The following is a 16,778-nucleotide window of genomic DNA, read 5'->3' on the forward strand; positions in this document are numbered from 1 at the left end:
TGTCAGCAGGCTTTGCTAGCTGGACAATGACGCCCTTTGAATCTTGTATCGGTAATGACCCAAACTGCATGACATTATTGGCTTTTGGCATCAATCATACAACCGCCCCTCTGCATATTCGCGAGCGGGTAGCGTTTGCGCCGGATGCGGCCGTCGCGGCACTGTTGGCCTTAAAAAGCCAGGCGGGTGCCGATGAGGCGGTAATTTTGTCGACCTGTAATCGTACCGAGCTGTATTTACACAGCCAACAAGAGCCAAGTGTACTGCTGGATTGGCTCGTGGGCCATTCGAGTGTCTCAAAAGATGAATTGGCCGAGTGTCACTATTTGTACGCCGGTGATCAAGCCCTGCGCCATATGATGAAAGTCGCCGGTGGGCTGGACTCGCTGGTGTTGGGCGAGCCGCAAATTTTAGGACAAATGAAGTCCGCCTATGCCACCTCCGAAGAGGCGGGCGCGTTGGGCGCACATTTACGCCGCGCGTTTCAGCAGGCGTTTGCGGTGGCAAAGCAAGTGCGTACGCAAACCGCCATTGGCCAAAATCCGGTGTCGGTGGCTTATACCGCGGTCACCTTAGCGCAGCGGATTTTCTCAGATTTAAAGCAAGATACCGCGCTGCTTATTGGCGCCGGCGAAACCATCGAGCTGGTGGCTCAGCATTTGGCCGAGCAGGGCATTAAGCACATTATTGTGGCCAACCGCACCTTGGGCCGGGCGCAAAAGCTGGCCGAACGCTTTGGTGGTGAGGCCGTGTTGCTGGCGGATATTCCGGCCTGCTTACCGCGAGCCGATATTGTAATTTCGTCCACGGCCAGCCAATTGCCTTTGCTGGGCAAAGGTGCGGTCGAGACAGCCTTAAAAAAGCGCAAGCACAAGCCTATGTTTATGCTGGATATCGCCGTGCCGCGTGATATCGAAGAGCAAGTGGGTGAGTTAGACGATGTGTATTTATACACCGTCGATGACTTACACGTGGTTATTGAACAAAACAAAAAAAGCCGGGCCGAAGCCGCCGATGATGCCCTAGGTATTATCGAGCAAGGCATCGCTGCGTTCTCCCGTGAGCTGCGGGCGATGGACGCGGTGGATACCATTAAAGCTTACCGCTCTAAGGCCGATGAATTGCGCACCCAAGAGCTGGAAAAAGCGCTTAAATTACTGCAAAGCGGCGCCGAGCCAGATAAAGCCCTGGCGCAGTTAGCTCGCAATTTAACGAATAAGTTACTCCACGCGCCGACCACAGCTTTGCGCGAGGCGAGTGCCAATGGTGAGTACGAGACAGTGCGAATCGCACACCGGTTGTTTGCCATTACCGAAGACGATATTGAGCAGCAATCGGGCGTGGTTAGTCCGTTAAATAACGCGACGACCGACCCCCACAACGCGGATGAAAGCGAGACATAATGAAAGCCTCTATTTTAGAAAAGCTGGATAGATTAAGTGAGCGCAACGAAGAGGTTAGCGCACTGCTTTCCGATGCCGATGTTATTAGCGATCAAAATAAATTTCGCGATTTGTCTAAAGAATACGCCGAGCTTGAGCCGTTAATTGCCTCGTACGATCGTTACCGCACGGTGTTAGAAGATTTAGCCGAAGCGCAATCGATGCTGGATGAAGGCGATCCGGAGATGCGCGAAATGGCGCGCGAAGAGATAGACTCCGCCGGTGAAACAAAAGCCGAGCTCGAAGCCGAGCTGCAAATGTTGCTGTTGCCAAAAGACCCGAACGACGACAAAAACGTGTTTTTGGAAATTCGCGCCGGCACCGGTGGCGATGAAGCGGCGATTTTTTCGGGCGATTTGTTCCGCATGTACTCGCGCTATTGCGAGCAGCGCGGTTGGCGCATTGAAGTGCTGAGTGAAAACCTTGGCGAGCACGGTGGCTATAAGGAGTTAATTACCCGCGTGAGTGGCGCCAATGTGTACGCCAGCTTAAAGTTTGAGTCCGGTGCGCACCGGGTACAACGTGTACCCGAGACAGAATCCCAGGGCCGCATTCACACGTCGGCGTGCACCGTGGCGGTGATGCCCGAGGCCGATGAGTTGGATGAAGTGGCCATCAACAAAAACGATATTAAAGTGGATACCTTTCGCGCCTCGGGCGCCGGTGGTCAGCACGTTAACAAAACCGACTCGGCGATTCGTATTACCCACATCCCAAGCGGGGTGGTGGTCGAGTGTCAGGATGAGCGCTCGCAACACAAAAACCGTGCTCGCGCTATGTCACTGCTGGCGGCAAAACTTAAAAGCTCGCAAGAAGAAAACGCGGCGGCGTCTATCGCCGAAGAGCGTAAGTCGCTGGTCGGTAGCGGCGATCGCTCCGAGCGTATTCGCACCTACAATTACCCGCAAGGGCGGGTGACCGATCATCGAATTAACTTAACCTTGTACAAGCTTGATGAGGTGATGCAAGGCGCGTTGGGTGAAGTCATTCAGCCGTTAACCCACGAGTTTCAGGCCGACCAGTTAGCCGCTTTGGCAGAATAGTGGAGGCGGCTTTAACCTTACAGCAAGCGCTTCGCTGGGCGCAGGCGCAACTGCCTGCCAGCGATAGCGCGCGGCTCGATGCCGAGGTGTTGTTGGCCTTTGTGCTGCAAAAAACGCGCGTGCACTTATACACTTGGCCCGAGGCTGAGCTCTCCCCGGAGGCGCACACACAGTTTGCGCAACTTATAAGCGCCCGCGCCAAAGGCGAGCCCATTGCTTATTTAACCGGCACCCAAGAGTTTTGGTCGCTGCCGCTAGTGACGAATCGCCACACGTTAATTCCCCGCGCCGATACCGAATTACTGGTCGAGCTGGCGTTAACGCTCGTGCCGGATGGTCCATTGCGTGTGCTCGATTTAGGCACAGGTAGCGGGGCTATCGCCTTGGCATTGGCGAGCGAGCGGCCCGACTGGCAATTGACCGGCGTCGACCGGGTAGCGGACGCCGTCGAATTAGCGCGCAGCAATGCCGCGCGGCTGAAGATCAACAACGCGTCATTTGTGCCAAGCGACTGGTTTGCGGCGCTTACCGGTAAGCGTTACGATTTGATCGTCAGCAACCCACCTTATATCGATGACGCCGACCCGCATTTAACCCAAGGCGATGTGCGCTTTGAGCCGCGCTCGGCCCTGGTGGCGCCCGCCGCGGGCTTAGCCGATATTCAGCGTATTACCGTAGACGCTGGTGAGCATTTGGCGGTGGGCGGTTACTTAATGTTAGAGCACGGTTGGCAGCAGGGCAGTGCGGTACGCGACTGCTTAAGCGCCGCCGGTTTTGTCGCCGTTGCCACCCATCAAGATTTAGCCGGCCGCGACCGGGTAACCATGGGGCAAAGGCCGTGAGCGAGATGAACGATGATCAACTGCTGCGTTACTCGCGGCAAATTATGCTGCCCGAGGTAGACATCGAGGGGCAAATTAAACTGCTTAATGCTCGTGTGGTCATCGCCGGCCTTGGCGGTTTAGGCGCGCCGGTGGCGATGTATTTAGCCGCGGCGGGGGTGGGCCACTTGGTGTTGGTTGACGACGATACCGTCGAGTTATCAAACTTGCAGCGTCAGGTGATTCACTCAACCCATGCCATGGGCCAGAGCAAAGTCGCCAGCGCCGTTGCTAGCATTGGTGCTATTAACCCAGATGTTAACGTAGAAACCCACTGCACCCGTATAACCTCTGATAACGTATCGGGGTTATTAGAGGGCGCGCAAGTATTATTAGATTGTACGGATAACTTTTCGACTCGTTTTGCGTTAAACTCTGCCGCCGTAGCGTGCCGCGTACCGCTAGTATCGGGTGCCGCTATTCGGCTAGAGGGGCAAGTGGCGGTGTTTGATTCGCGCGATGTTAACAGCCCTTGCTACCGCTGTTTGTACGACGAACAAAGCGATGAAAATTTAAGCTGTGCCGAGAGCGGGGTGCTGGCACCCTTAGTGGGGGTGATAGGTTCGGTGCAAGCGTTGGAGGCCATCAAGCTGTTAACCGGTATCGCGGACGGTTTAACCGGCCGGCTGCAGCTGTACGATGCCCGCACAAGCGCTTGGCGAGACATGCGCCTACCTCGTGACCCGGATTGCCCGGTATGCGGCACGCGAGGCTAAAAGTAAAAAGCTTCACATTAAAAGCAACAACACAAAAACGATGAAAAAGGGAACTTTATGGCTACACCAACCTATAAAATTATTCTACTCGGGGCTGCCGACGGCGTTACTAACATTCAGGCTCAGGCCGGGTTTGCTAAAGCCTTTAACCTAACCCCAGAACAAGCCGCACCGCTGTATGCCAATACCGGGCGGGTCTTAAAAAAAGGGCTGAGTGAAGAGCAAGCAACGAGCTACATCAGTAAGCTGGCAACGCTGGGCGTTGCCTGTGAGATGCAGCAAGAAACCCCGTCAGCTGTCGACACTGCCCCAGCGGATGCCCCACCGCCCGTTACTCCTGCCGCCGCGACCACCTCTAAAGGCGAACCCGGTTCAGCGACTGCGCCCAGAGATGTCCCCTTTGTGTTTACGGGCAATGGCTTTGAGTACTTTAAAATCTGGATTGTGAATATCTTGCTCTCCATTATTACGCTGGGCATTTACTCCGCTTGGGCTAAAGTGCGTAACAAACAATACTTTTACGGCAACACCTATTTGGATGAGGCGAGTTTTTCTTATACCGCAAACCCAGTAAAGATTTTGATTGGCCGTATTATCGCGTTTGTGTTTTTTGTTATTTACAGTGTGGCCAGTGAGCTTAGCCTTATCGCAGCCGGTGTGATGGGGATATTGCTTTTGGTGTGTTTGCCCTGGGTAATCTGTAAATCGATGCGGTTTAATGCTCGCTACTCTAATTACCGCAATGTTCCGTTTGCTTTTGCTGGCACGTCGTGGGGAGCTGCTTGCGCGTTTGTATTTTGGCCTATGTCGGGGCTTTTGTTTGCATTGGTATTTTTTCTACCCGTTTGGCTGATCTTCGACATCGCGAGTGCGATTGTGGTTGGCTATATAACAATGATCCTTGCGATCGTGTTGTTGTCTCCTTATGTGTTCTTCAAACAAAAACAATTTATTTACGGTAATCACGGCTACGGCACCCAGTCGTTTAAATTTTCGGCCACGGCCGGCAGCTATTACCTCTTGTTTTTGTTGGTTATCGGGATGTACGTCCTGCTTGGTCTTGCTGCGTTCTTTCTGGGCTTCGTTACGCACCCCTTTGTCGGGGCTGCGCTGTTCGCGCCGGTTTACCTCGTTAGTTTTGCCTATTTTGTGGTAAAGGTTGCCAATATTAATTACAACGCCATTACACTTAAAGATCATGCGTTGCGTGCTAACTGGAAATTGGGTCCTTATTTGTGGCTAATGGTGACAAATACCCTGTTGATTGTTATCACTTTGGGCCTGTTTATCCCTTGGGCTAAAGTGCGAACAGCGCGGTTTAAAGCAAAATACACCAGTGCTGTGTTCGTCGGTGATATGAACGAGTTTGCCGATCAAGAGCGTGACAAAGTGAACGCCTTAGCCGAGGGCGTGGGCGATTTATTTGATATCGAAATTGGCCTGTAAAGGAGCCTGTTGTGAATATTCAAGGTCGCTGGTTTGACGGTAAAAGCTCACAGTCTCGTGAAGCGGTATTAACGCTGCGTGGCGACACCAGTGTTTGTGTGACAGATGCTGTGACGCAAGAATCGCTAGTGGTAGCAAACGTTAACGACTTGGATATATCCTCACGCCTTGGCAATAGTGCACGATTTGTGCGTTTTGCCAATGGCGCGGCGTTTGAAACAACTGATAACGCCGCCGTTGATGCGCTGCAAAAAAAACGTATTGACGGCGCCTCTGCCGGATTGTTGCACAAACTGGAATCTCATTTGGGCGTCGTGATTGTGGCGGCGGTGCTGGCGGTTGTGGTGCTTGTGGGTGGCGCTGTTTATGGTGTGCCCGCTACGGCGCGGCTAATTGCGTTTCAGTTGCCGCAAAGCACACTCGACACGGTATCCGCCGAAACTTTAACCATTTTGGATCGCACCCATTTTGATGACAGCGAGATAAGTGCCGAGCGTCAAGCGCAATTGCAGGCAGAGTTTCAGCCGGTGCTTGCGCAATACCCCGATATGCCACTTAAGGTCGAGTTTCGTAAAGGCGGGGACAAAATCGGTGCCAACGCGTTTGCCTTGCCTGACGGCACGATTATTTTTACCGATGAGATGATTGAGCTGTCGCAAACTGCGCAAGAGCGCATTGCCGTGCTAGCCCACGAGATCGGCCATGTGGCTGAGCGACATAGCTTGCGGGCGGTGATTCAAAACGCAGTATTGGGTTTTGTTTACGTCGCCTTAGTGGGCGATGGCACGGCGATGGGTGACTTGCTAATCGGCTTGCCTGTGTTGGCGACCACGCTGGCTTATTCGCGTGATCACGAAACCGAGGCGGATGTGTTCTCGGCCCAGTTTTTAGATCAGGCTGGTATCGAGCGCCAAGCATTTGTCGATCTTATGCAACGCTTGGGCGACAGCATGCGTTGTAACAAACTGATTGATGATGCTAAGGACGTTGATGAAGACGCGTTGTCGGATACCGAGCGTTTAGCCTTGTGCGAAACGCTGATCGCAGAAGGAGGCGATGAAGACGACAGTCAATGGCAGGATTATTTATCAACCCATCCAGGCTTAAAGCAGCGGTTGATTGATTTTACCGCTGAGTAACAAGCGATTTGTAAAGGCGAGCTTTACTACGAAGCGCCGCTTTTGAGCTCCCCTGCGGCTGAGCCGAACGGAGGCCTATTTTAGGGGGTAAGCAAACAAGGATGTTTGCACAAGCTATCGTCAGGCAAGGGATTGCCTGTCGATGCGGCCCCCTAAAATGGGTTGGAGTGAGGGAACCCGTTAGGGCCAGACGCCGGGGTGGCCTTTCTTTTGGTTACTTTGCTTTGGCCAAACAAAGAAAAGTTACTCGCCACGCTCGGCGATGCGAGCTTATAAATAAAGCCCGCGTCAGCGGCAGCCTCCACTCTTAAATTAAAAGCACAGCACTTAAAAGTACTGTGCTTTTAACTCTTCATGCTGCTCAGCACGCAAGCGCGGACCGTACTGGGTAACCACTTTAGTCGCAGCCTTGTTGGCAAATTCGCCCGCCCGCTGCATTGGTTCACCTTGGGTTAATGCGTACAAAAATGCCCCCGCGTACATATCGCCGGCGCCGTTGGTATCGATGGCTTTTGCTTGTTCGGTGGCAATCTCAAGCAGGTTGCTACCGTCGAAAACCACCGAGCCTTTGGCACCTAAGGTAATGGCAAAGGTTTTAGCGATGGGCTTAAGCGCGGCAATGGCATCTTCCAGTGTTTCGGTACCGGTATAGCCCAGCGCTTCATCGCCGTTGCAAAACAGTAAATCAACGCCGCCGCCGATCATCTCGGCTAGGCCATCTCCAAAAAACTTCACCATGGCCGGGTCCGATAAGCTCAGGGCGGTGCGGGTGTTGTTGGCTTCGGCCAGCTCGCGCAGTTTAATGGCGGCGGCGCGTCCGGTGTCGGAGCTGACCAAATAACCTTCGATGTAGGCCCATTGCGAGGCGGCAATGGCGGCTTCGTCTAGCTCGGCCACCGATACCGTGGCGCTGATGCCCAAAAAGGTGTTCATGGTGCGCTCGGCATCGGGGGTAATCATCACCAGGCACTTGCCGGTAATGCCCTCGTGACTGCCCAGGGTGCTTGGGTAGACCACATCGGCATCGCGGATATCGTTGAGGTAAAACTCGCCGTTTTCGTCGCCGGCCACTTTGCAGGAGTAAAAGTTGCGGCAGCCAAAATAACCGGCGGCAATAATCGTGTTGGCCCCCGAGCCGCCGCTGGCGCGCTGCGAGGCGATGTCGTGGTCTTGCAGGTAGCCGATAAGCTCGGCTTGGCGGGCTTCATCGACTAGAGTCATCACGCCTTTATCTACGCCCATGCGGGTTAGATCGTCGTCGGTAACGGTAATTTCGGTGTCTACCAGCGCGGCGCCGATGCCATAGATGTGGTATTGATCAGTCATGGTGAGCCTTGTATTCAGGGGTTAAGTATCGGGGTTGGGGCGCTAAATGTTCGCAGTCGTCGAATAGATCACGCGCCAGCGTTGTATTTGGCCGCACATTATGCAAAATAAGCGCGCTCTAATCAAAGTGCGAGTAATCCGCTTGCCACCAATACAGAATTGTCTATGACCAAACGCCGTACTCCCGCTCCGCGCCGCAAATCTCGCAAAAAAGCTGCCCCTAAAGGCCGGCACGGCAGGGCGCTGCTAAAACTGTGGCTTTGGTACGCCGTGGGCTTTGCCGTTATTGCCGCCGGCTTGTGGGTGGTGTATCTCGATTTTGTGGTGCGCGACAAATTTGACGGTAAAAAGTGGTCGCTGCCGGCGCGGGTGTACGCCCGCCCGCTGGAGTTGTATGAGGGGATGGCCTTAACGCCGACCCTGTTTGAAAGTGAGCTAAATGCACTGGGCTACCGGTTTGTGAGCCGTGTGTCGGCCCCGGGGCAGGTCAGCCGCCACGCCAGTGGTGGGCGCGTTGGTTACGATGTGTACAGTCGCGGCTTTGAGTTTTGGGATGGCCGCGATAAAGCCCGCCGTTTTGGCTTAACCGTAAGCCAAGGTCAGGTGTCGCGTTTAATGAGTGGCGATAAGCCTTTGGCCCTTATGCGCCTTGAGCCCGAGCAAATTGGCGGTATCTACCCCACGGCGCAAGAAGATCGCTTGTTGGTGCAGCTATCGGATTTGCCTCCGCTGTTGGGCGAGACGTTACTCGCGGTCGAAGACAAAAACTTTCTCGATCACCACGGTGTGTCGCCAGTGGCCATTGCCCGCGCCGCTTGGGTGAACTTGCGCTCCGGCGATGTGGTGCAGGGAGGTAGTACGTTAACCCAGCAGTTGGTTAAAAACTTTTACTTAACCCACGAGCGCTCGCTGACCCGCAAAGCCCAAGAGGCGGTGATGTCGATCTTGCTGGAGTTGCACTACAGCAAATCAGAGATTTTAGAAACCTACGTTAACGAGGTGTATTTGGGGCAGAGTGGGGCGCGTGCGATACACGGTTTTGCCTTGGCCTCGCAGTACTATTTTCGCCAGCCAGTGTCCGAGCTAGACACACCCAAGGTGGCCTTGTTGGTGGGCATGGTTAAAGGCGCTTCTTATTACAACCCCTGGCGCAACCCCGAGCGCGCTAAAAAGCGTCGCGATTTAGTCTTGATGGTGATGCACCGCGAAGGCCTGATTGATGACGATGAGTTTAGCCGCGCTAAGGCCGCCTCTCTTGGCGTGGTCGAGCCTGGCAGCAACGCTCAAACCACGTACCCGGCGTTTGTCGAGCTGGTTAAACGTCAGTTGGCCGAAGAGTACCAAGAGGAAGATCTAAAAAGTGAAGGCCTGCGCATCTTTACAACGCTTTCGCCCATGGTGCAGCGCCAAGCCGAAAAAGCCGTAGCCGAGCGCTTAAAATCGCTAGAGTCGCAGCACAAGGTAGAAAATCTACAAGCGGGCATGCTGGTCACCTCGGTGGGGGCCGGTGAGGTATTAGCGCTGGTGGGCGATAAAAACCCGCGCTACGCTGGTTTTAACCGCGCGCTGGATGCCCATCGCCCGATTGGCTCATTGATGAAGCCGTTTGTTTATTTAACCGCGCTTGAGCAGCCCACCCAATACAATTTGGGTACCACCATCTCGGATGAGCCAGTCACCGTCACCAGTGACGACGGCCAATTGTGGCAGCCGCAAAACGCCAGTCGCCGCAGCCATGGCGAGGTGCCTTTAATCGAGGCACTGGTGCACTCGTACAACCAGGCTTCAGCGCGGCTCGGCATGCAGCTGGGGTTGGGGCAAGTGGCCGATACCTTAGAGCGCGCCGGGTTTGACGGTTACATACCGCCGGTGCCGGCCATGACGCTGGGCTCGGTCGAGATGTCGCCCTACGAGGTGGCCGGGGTCTACCACACGCTGGCCGCCGAGGGCAGTTACACGCCGCTGCGTGCCATTCGCGACGTGCTCACCGCCACTGGCGAGCCGCTAAAACGCTATCCGCTGCGTATCGAGCAGCGCTTTAGGCCCGAGAGTGCGTTTGAGCTGCAATATGCCTTGCAGGCAGTATTGCGCGAGGGCACCGGGCGTCGGGTATACAATTTGTTTCCCGCCGATTTACCGCTGGCGGGTAAAACCGGCACCACCAACGATCAGCGCGATAGCTGGTTTGCCGGTTTTAGCGGTGAGCATTTAGCGGTAGTCTGGGTCGGTCGCGATGACAATTCGGCCACGCCGCTCACCGGCAGTGGCGGGGCGCTGCAAGTGTGGGCCGACTTAATGACGGTGCTGCCCACTCGCGGCGTTAATTTAGCGCCCCCCGACGGGGTTAGCTTTGATTGGTTGGATCACGCCACCGGCGCGCTAAGTGCCGAGGGCTGCGAAGGTGCCATTTGGCTGCCGCTAGAGACTGACTTTGCCCCAAGCCAAGCGGTTGACTGCCGGTTAGATCAGCAGCAGCGCGAAAATAGCTGGTGGCATCGTTTTTGGAATTAATTTAATTTGGCTCAAGCTTAGGTGATTCAGGTTTGGGCGAAATACGTTAGGCGAGAATTATGAAGAGTATGGTAAATAAAGCCGGATCGGTGTTGGCGCTTGTGTTAATGAGTGGCTGTGCCAGCCAGATGGGCAGCAATGGCGGCGCGCCGGTAGAGGATAGTGGCACCAGCGTACGCGTACCCGGTATGGAAGCTCCCGCCCCAGAGCAGCCCCGCCGTGATGACACGGACACTGGCAGCTCTGATGCTGACAGCGAACAGCGTAATAACAGCGGCTGGCGGGTGGTTGAGCCGGTCGAGGAGCCAGAGGCAGCCGTACCAGCGCGCCGTAATTCGGCAGTAGATTCGTTGTTGGCGCAAGGCCGATCGGAATACCGCAATGGCGATTACAGCCGCGCCATTGCCAGCGCCGAGCGCGCGCTGCGTATTGATCGCCGTAACCCGGCGGTGTATTTATTACTGGCCGAAAACTACCAGCGCTTGGGTAATCGCGATCAAGCGCAGCAGTTTGCGCAACAGGGTTTGCGTTATAGCCGTGATGATCACACGGTGGATGCTGCGTTGCGGGGGGTGTTGAGCGAGTTGTAGTTGGGATCCCTTCATACTGGACTTGATTCGGTATCCAGCGGCTTTGGTATCTACGGAGTGCTTTGGGTGGGATACGATTACATCGGTAGGTTACTGCTTTGTGTGCCCTCAGTCGCCGGGCGGGCGAGTTACTTCTTGCGATGCGGCAAGAAGTAACCAAGAAGCGCACCCCGGCATCTCAGCCCTACGGGTTCCCTCGCGCCCTGCCTGCAAGCACAGCTTGCCGTCGTTCGGCTACGCGCAAAGCAGCGCTTTGCAAACGCTGGGCCTCACCCAGCCATTTTAGCGGGCCGCATCGACACGCCCTCCATGGCGTGGCGATGCTTGCGCACGCGTCCATGCGTGCTTACCCCCTAAAATAGGCCTGCGCTCGGCTGGCTGCAGGGGCCCCAAAAGCGGCACTTCGTAGCGGGTTTAGGTTGATGATTGTGTTTGTTGTCTTGGCGTAATATTCTACGATAAAAATAAGTCCACGATTACTTTTGTCAGACAAGGAACTGTCAGAAAATGCTGTTATACCCTTTTCCATCAAAATCTTTCTGCCTCTTCTTAAGTCAAACTCTACCGGATATTGGTTGCCGAGCGCACTTTGCAGCTCGCACACTAATAAGCTTTTATTGGTCATCGTGTAGCAGCCAGACTTTGCAGGGAGTCTTATGAAAGTGAATGATAGGGAATCATTAAATTGGATCATCGGTCCAGTAGGGAGAGCAATCGGCTTCGTGGCCGAGGAAGCAATCGTCGCAGGTACGTTAAATCGAAGCATTATTGTTCTCGAAGGCAGCGAGCCATTACTCCGCGCAGCGCGCGAAACTCTTGAGACGCACGGCGCTGATGAGGCAGTGCGCGGGATCGACCGACTACTCACGGAAACGCCAAGCCTTAGTAAGAACGCAGAAAAACTCAAAGAGAACGACTTCGGTATTGTGAACAGTCACAGTATTATAGGTGTTTGGGGCGCTCTAGAAGTGGCAGTTGAAAATACCGTGAGTCTCGTACTGGAGAAGGATAAAAACGCTCTCGGCTTGGTTGCTCAAGCCGGAGTCAAGACAAATGCATTTGAGCCGGGTCCGTTATCCGAGGAAGACGCTGGTCGCCTCTATCACCGAATCGAAAAAACGTTACGGAAGGATCTGAAAGTCGGAGAGTTTTACGTTAAAGTCTTAGGGGTATTCGGAATCGACATCGCTTGCAGAAGGAATGTGCTTTCGACGTTGCAGGAGGCAAACTCAGTCAGGAACTGCTTGCTACATCGTGGCGGGATAATCGACGAGAGAGCTGCGGAATCCTCAGGTGCGCTACGTAGCCTGAAAGGCCAGAAGATCCATATTACCCAGAGTAGATACTCGGATTACTACAATGCGGTATCTAACTTTCTTCGGGAGATGTTGAAAGCAGCAATTGCATCGTCCTACACGAACAATCGCTAATGGAGAAAAAAAAGCCAAATAACGTAAGCGTCAAATCAACCATTCAGTTACCCGGGTCTTGGCATGAAGAGCATTGGTTGGTTACTACTTTGTGTGCCCTCCGTCGCCGGACCGGCGAATTACTTCTTGTTGTGCGCTTGATCTCAACTGGTCAGCGCAACACATGCAGCAAATCTATCAGCGGACGTTATCTTATGAAGCAAATTTTATTGACATTGTCATTAGCTAGCTTGTTTCCAGGTATAGCCCTTGCTGGAAAAGATCCCTGCCCAAAGGTCTCCAGAGCGACAATGAACGGGGTTTGGGAGGCTATATATACGCGGGATACTGTACGCGTCTTTCGTTTAGAAATTAGCGAGGGAAGAAAGGTGGTTCTATCTCAAGGACTGGCCCATGGAAATAGCTTTGTTTCGCATGGGGAGATTACTTCCGTTAAGAATGGAAATTTTAAAATCAACCTTTACGATGACTCCAAGCCCTTGAAGATGATAGATTCTGGACAAAAGGTAACGCTTGCTGGGCATTCGCTCCTCGAAGGAAAAGGTAGAGTATGCAAAACGGACACTGGAAACAATGGAGTATTAAGTGCCATCTTAGTAATGGAACCGCATGTGCCGATGCCAAGTACCTGGGAGATCAGGTTTATTCAATTTGCAGAGAGCACTCTTTCGAGCGCTGTTGGGGAAATGGCGGAAATTGCTGAAGAGGCATCAGCTGAAAAAAGATAACAAATTGCTCCAGTTGGCGCAGCGGCCTACGTTCTTTTTTTGTGTATTCGCTACGCTAATTTTTGCACAACAATCACTTCAAACGCTGCGCAACTGAGTAAGACGTTAGCAGGTAGGCCAGGCCTTCACTGACGCATTGCCGGGACGGGCAGTCCCAGGGGCTGTTGGGCGACGGAGCTGCCGAACATGCTGACGCCTTCTTCTGATTGCCTACCGATGGGCAGCGCTTGGTCTCGGGTTCCTACCTTCTATATTTTGCTGACGATCAGAGCAGCATTCACCCCGCCAAAGCCGAATCCATTGCATAGCACGTGCTGTGTCGGGTGTTCGCGCGCGGCGTCGGAGACAAAGTCCAAGTCATCTAGACCCTCGTCGACATCTTTCAGGTTCTGGGTAGGGGGCAGCCGGTTGTGCATTGCCGATAAGGCAGAAAAAATGCTTTCCACTCCGCCAGCGGCACCGAGTAGGTGGCCCGTGGCCGACTTAGTTGCGGAGATCGGAATGCCGGCAAGTGCGCCGCCGAAGGCGTTGCGTAGTGCCGCTATTTCCGCTCGGTCGCCGACCGGCGTCGAGGTGGCATGAGCATTGATGTGATTGATCGCGCCGGGAGCCAGCCCGGCCATTCGCAGCGCCGCCCGAATGGCCGCCGCCGCACCACTGCCGTCCTCCGGGCCAGCGGTAATATGATGTGCATCCGCACTGGTGCCGTAGCCGCTGAGCATGGCCAACGGTGTTGCCCCGCGTGCCTCGGCGTGGGCCAAGGTCTCGATCACGAGCATTCCTGCTCCCTCCCCCATGACAAAGCCATTGCGCGCCTGATCGAAGGGGCGTGACGCGCAGGTGGGATCGTTCTGTTCGGTGGATAGCGCCTTCATGGCGTGAAAGCTGGCAAGCGACAGCGGATCGATACAGGCTTCCGCACCGCCTACCAACGCTACTTCCGCCTCGCCGCTGCGTATCAAGCGCATACCGTCGCCTATTGCCTGCAGGCCGGCTGCACAGGCTGTAACGGGACAGCCTAACGGCCCGCGCAAGCCATAACGAATGGAGACATTCCCCGCCGCCAAGTTGGCGAGAAAAGCCGGCACAGTGAAAGGCGAAAGGCGGCGGTGGCCGCGCGTCGACAACGTGTTTTGCGCTTGGGTTATGGTGGGAAAGCCGCCAATGCCAGAACCTATAATGGTCGCGGTGGCCAGTCGATCCGCGTCGCTCGACGGGAACCAATTGGCTTGGGTCAGTGCCTCTTCGGCGGCAGCTAAAGCGTATAGACTGAACAGCTCCAGCTTGCGGCGGTCTTTTGCATTGGCCACGCGATCTGGGTCAAGGCCCGCTTCCGGATCTTCATCGATGCCAAGGACCGAGCCGGCCACCTTGATGGGTAAATCGGCGGTATCGAATCGGCTGATTAAAGAAACTCCGGAACGACCAGCCAGAAGACGCTCCCAGCTTGCCTTAACGCCGCTGCCGAGGGGGTTGACTGTGCCCATGCCAGTGATGACGAGCGGTGATTGCATAGTGGTTTTCCTGCATGGTTAGTGTTGTGCTACGCTACCATCAGGCTTGATATGATCAAGATAATATTCAGCGTGAGAAAGTGAGAACACCATGGCCTATCCGACAAATCGCAAGGCCAAGTCGCGAGAGCGCATCCTCAAGTCGGCTATCGAGTTGTTCAGCCGCCAGGGCTTCGAGAAGGTTTCTCTCGGCCAGATCATGAAGCTTGCCAAGATGACTCATGGCGCTTTCTACGCGCACTTTGCATCGAAGGAAGCGCTTTATCACGCCTCGGTACGAGAAACCTTGGAGCGCAGCCGTGCGGCCAGGTTGGTTAAGGGGCCGCTGTCGGTGCAGCACCTGACGGAGCTGGTGGCCAACTGCTGCAGCCTTCAGGAGCTGGAACGAACGCGCACGCCGGGGCCTGAATCGGTGCTGTTTAATGAAATCGGTAACGAGAACGCCGAGATCCGTACCTTGTTCGAAGCTTCATACTTACGCATGAAGAAGATGTTGGAAACCCGCCTCATCGCGCTGGGTCGCTTGAAGAAACTCCCCATCGACCCCGACCGCAAGGTTATCGCGGACAAGTCTCGCGCCATTCTTGCCTCTCTGATAGGCGCCGTAGCCATCGCCAAAAGCCTCCCTATCGGGCAGGAACGCCACCACATCCTAAATGTCGCTCAGCGCAACATTCTACAGATGCTCGGCGTTAAAGAGAGCGAGGTGGAAGGTATGCTGGGCAGCGTGGGGCAAGAAGCGACTACGTAAATGCTAACAAACATTACAGCGGACAAGCTCGCTGCAGTGCGGCGTTAAATGTATGCAGCATTCCGCAGGCCTAAGTGTTCTACGAAGGGTTGGAAGTCCTTATCTGAGAATAGTAAGGGAAGGTTTTGCTCAATACAGTAGGAGGCAATGATCACGTCGGCGGTTTTGCGAATGGTGATGCCTTTTTTGCGCAGCTTGCGAAAATTGTCGGCGCTCTTTATAGCGATTTTCTTCCCGAGAAGCTCAAACACGGTCAGCTCCAACAGAAGGCTTTTGGCCGTTTTGTAGTCCTTTTCGTGCCTAAAGCCCTGCAGAACTTCCGTGAGTATCAGATCGCCAATAGCGACGGCGCGATTTCCTAGGGTACGGTCAAGAAAGTCGGCCTCGGTGGAGTCGTTGCCGCTGAAATAGTCAATCCAAACACTGGAATCCACGAGAATCACGAGACACGGCGCATGTCGTCTAGGTCACCCGACCATTCTAACTTGCCTCTAAAGCGCTTGATCCCCTCCTGCCTTTTCAGTTTAATCAATGTCTTAAGGCCCAGCTCTACCGCTTCTTTCTTGGTTTTTAGGCCTGTGGCTTGAAGCGCGTCACTCATTAGCTTGTCGTCGATTTCAATATTGGTTCTCATGGCTCCGAACTCCGTCTATGTGTATAGATTTAGGGTATATACACATTGAGGTTGCGTCAACTGTGACAGAGTTTCCGCTACGCTTTAAACCTGCCCGTTATCTCTGTGCCACGATAGTTATCACATTGATAGGCTCCATTAAACCTAAAGCTCAAGCGCTACGTCATCGCTAAAAAGTGGTGGTATACTCACCCCATGACAAAACAGCAGTTACGCCAATTTGTACTCGTACTGGTTATCGCCTTTCAGGCGTTGGCCGGTAGTGCGGCGTCTGCTGCTTCTGTGATGGGGCCGGCCGATATGGCGCATTGCGACTCAGAGGCTATGAGTGCTATGGCAAGTGCGGAGCACGGTGGCCACGCTATGCATCACGTCGCTAGTGTTGATTCGCAGCCCATGGCCGATACAAATCGCGATCACAGCTGCGATAACGGCTGTTGTTGCCCTGCGGTTTGCTCCAGCGCGGTGGCCATTTTACCGGCACCGGCTTTAGTGCTGAGTGCCAGCTCTGGCTCCAAATTTGTCTTGACCCCTTCTATTGCGGCCGATTTGCGCGCTGCCAACCGTTTACGCCCACCCATTTTCGCCTGATACAGCACAGTTACGTCCGCGTTTTGCGCGGTTAAC

The 16,778-nt window shown here is 54.3% G+C and carries 16 protein-coding genes; 12 read left to right on the forward strand and 4 right to left on the reverse strand.

The genetic code is table 11. The features are described from left to right. The first annotated feature begins 68 nt into the window (after nt 1-68). From hemA to ACGHAD_RS05705, 6 genes are read left to right on the forward strand one after another with little or no spacing between them, the layout of a single operon-like run. Nucleotides 69-1,403 carry a glutamyl-tRNA reductase gene (hemA, locus tag ACGHAD_RS05680; protein WP_339616268.1) on the forward strand — a complete coding sequence of 445 codons (1,335 nt, stop codon included), beginning with the start codon at nt 69-71 and terminating at the stop codon, nt 1,401-1,403. Then, entirely contained in the window at nt 1,403-2,485 is a 1,083-nt protein-coding gene (prfA, locus tag ACGHAD_RS05685) for a peptide chain release factor 1 (RefSeq protein WP_339616267.1), read from the forward strand. Before hemA ends, prfA begins: the two co-directional genes overlap by 1 nt. After that, nucleotides 2,485-3,327, forward strand: coding sequence for a peptide chain release factor N(5)-glutamine methyltransferase (prmC, locus tag ACGHAD_RS05690; RefSeq protein WP_382416523.1), 843 nt, complete (start codon nt 2,485-2,487; stop codon nt 3,325-3,327). Before prfA ends, prmC begins: the two co-directional genes overlap by 1 nt. A 5-nt stretch (nt 3,328-3,332) precedes the next feature. Continuing rightward, nucleotides 3,333-4,082, forward strand: coding sequence for a HesA/MoeB/ThiF family protein (locus ACGHAD_RS05695; protein WP_382416647.1), 750 nt, complete (start codon nt 3,333-3,335; stop codon nt 4,080-4,082). Nucleotides 4,083-4,139: 57 nt separating this feature from the next. Next, complete coding sequence (locus ACGHAD_RS05700; protein WP_382416521.1) at nt 4,140-5,528, forward strand: YjgN family protein; 1,389 nt, start codon at nt 4,140-4,142, stop codon at nt 5,526-5,528. 11 nt (nt 5,529-5,539) lie between these two features. Beyond that, nucleotides 5,540-6,667 (forward strand): M48 family metallopeptidase, encoded by a 1,128-nt coding sequence (locus tag ACGHAD_RS05705; protein ID WP_339616264.1) that lies wholly within the window; start codon nt 5,540-5,542, stop codon nt 6,665-6,667. A 327-nt stretch (nt 6,668-6,994) separates the two neighbouring features. Here ACGHAD_RS05705 and ACGHAD_RS05710 read toward each other — a convergent pair whose 3' ends face one another. Then, the gene (locus ACGHAD_RS05710) at nt 6,995-7,993 is read right to left on the reverse strand and encodes an adenosine kinase (RefSeq protein ID WP_382416518.1); all 999 of its coding nucleotides are present in this window, start codon (nt 7,991-7,993) and stop codon (nt 6,995-6,997) included. 165 nt (nt 7,994-8,158) lie between these two features. On the opposite strand from ACGHAD_RS05710, the gene mrcB reads away from it, so the two are divergent. The 4 genes from mrcB to ACGHAD_RS05730 all read left to right on the forward strand — a co-directional run bounded on the left by mrcB (nt 8,159) and on the right by ACGHAD_RS05730 (nt 13,252). Further along, nucleotides 8,159-10,504 carry a penicillin-binding protein 1B gene (gene mrcB, locus ACGHAD_RS05715; RefSeq protein WP_382416516.1) on the forward strand — a complete coding sequence of 782 codons (2,346 nt, stop codon included), beginning with the start codon at nt 8,159-8,161 and terminating at the stop codon, nt 10,502-10,504. A 59-nt stretch (nt 10,505-10,563) separates the two neighbouring features. Continuing rightward, complete coding sequence (locus ACGHAD_RS05720) at nt 10,564-11,094, forward strand: tetratricopeptide repeat protein (protein WP_382416514.1); 531 nt, start codon at nt 10,564-10,566, stop codon at nt 11,092-11,094. A gap of 656 nt (nt 11,095-11,750) precedes the next feature. Then, a complete protein-coding gene (locus ACGHAD_RS05725) occupies nt 11,751-12,524 on the forward strand; it encodes a hypothetical protein (RefSeq protein ID WP_382416512.1) in 774 nt (257 codons plus the stop codon). Between the two features lie 194 nt (nt 12,525-12,718). Beyond that, entirely contained in the window at nt 12,719-13,252 is a 534-nt protein-coding gene (locus ACGHAD_RS05730; RefSeq protein ID WP_382416510.1) for a hypothetical protein, read from the forward strand. Between the two features lie 248 nt (nt 13,253-13,500). Here the strand turns inward: ACGHAD_RS05730 and fabF are convergent, their stop codons facing one another. Next, nucleotides 13,501-14,766 carry a beta-ketoacyl-ACP synthase II gene (gene fabF, locus ACGHAD_RS05735; RefSeq protein WP_382416508.1) on the reverse strand — a complete coding sequence of 422 codons (1,266 nt, stop codon included), beginning with the start codon at nt 14,764-14,766 and terminating at the stop codon, nt 13,501-13,503. Between the two features lie 91 nt (nt 14,767-14,857). Here fabF and ACGHAD_RS05740 point away from each other — a divergent pair, with 91 nt between their 5' ends. Beyond that, nucleotides 14,858-15,517, forward strand: coding sequence for a TetR/AcrR family transcriptional regulator (locus ACGHAD_RS05740; RefSeq protein WP_339616258.1), 660 nt, complete (start codon nt 14,858-14,860; stop codon nt 15,515-15,517). A 44-nt stretch (nt 15,518-15,561) separates the two neighbouring features. Here the strand turns inward: ACGHAD_RS05740 and ACGHAD_RS05745 are convergent, their stop codons facing one another. Then, nucleotides 15,562-15,951 carry a PIN domain nuclease gene (locus tag ACGHAD_RS05745; protein WP_382416506.1) on the reverse strand — a complete coding sequence of 130 codons (390 nt, stop codon included), beginning with the start codon at nt 15,949-15,951 and terminating at the stop codon, nt 15,562-15,564. Nucleotides 15,952-15,956: 5 nt separating this feature from the next. Further along, nucleotides 15,957-16,151, reverse strand: coding sequence for a type II toxin-antitoxin system VapB family antitoxin (locus ACGHAD_RS05750; protein ID WP_382416504.1), 195 nt, complete (start codon nt 16,149-16,151; stop codon nt 15,957-15,959). Nucleotides 16,152-16,346: 195 nt separating this feature from the next. Between ACGHAD_RS05750 and ACGHAD_RS05755 the strand changes: the two genes are divergently transcribed. Further along, the gene (locus ACGHAD_RS05755) at nt 16,347-16,742 is read left to right on the forward strand and encodes a hypothetical protein (protein WP_382416502.1); all 396 of its coding nucleotides are present in this window, start codon (nt 16,347-16,349) and stop codon (nt 16,740-16,742) included. Nucleotides 16,743-16,778: the final 36 nt, after the last annotated feature.

Source organism: Gilvimarinus japonicus (genome assembly GCF_042847215.1).
GTDB classification, from domain to species: domain Bacteria; phylum Pseudomonadota; class Gammaproteobacteria; order Pseudomonadales; family Cellvibrionaceae; genus Gilvimarinus; species Gilvimarinus japonicus.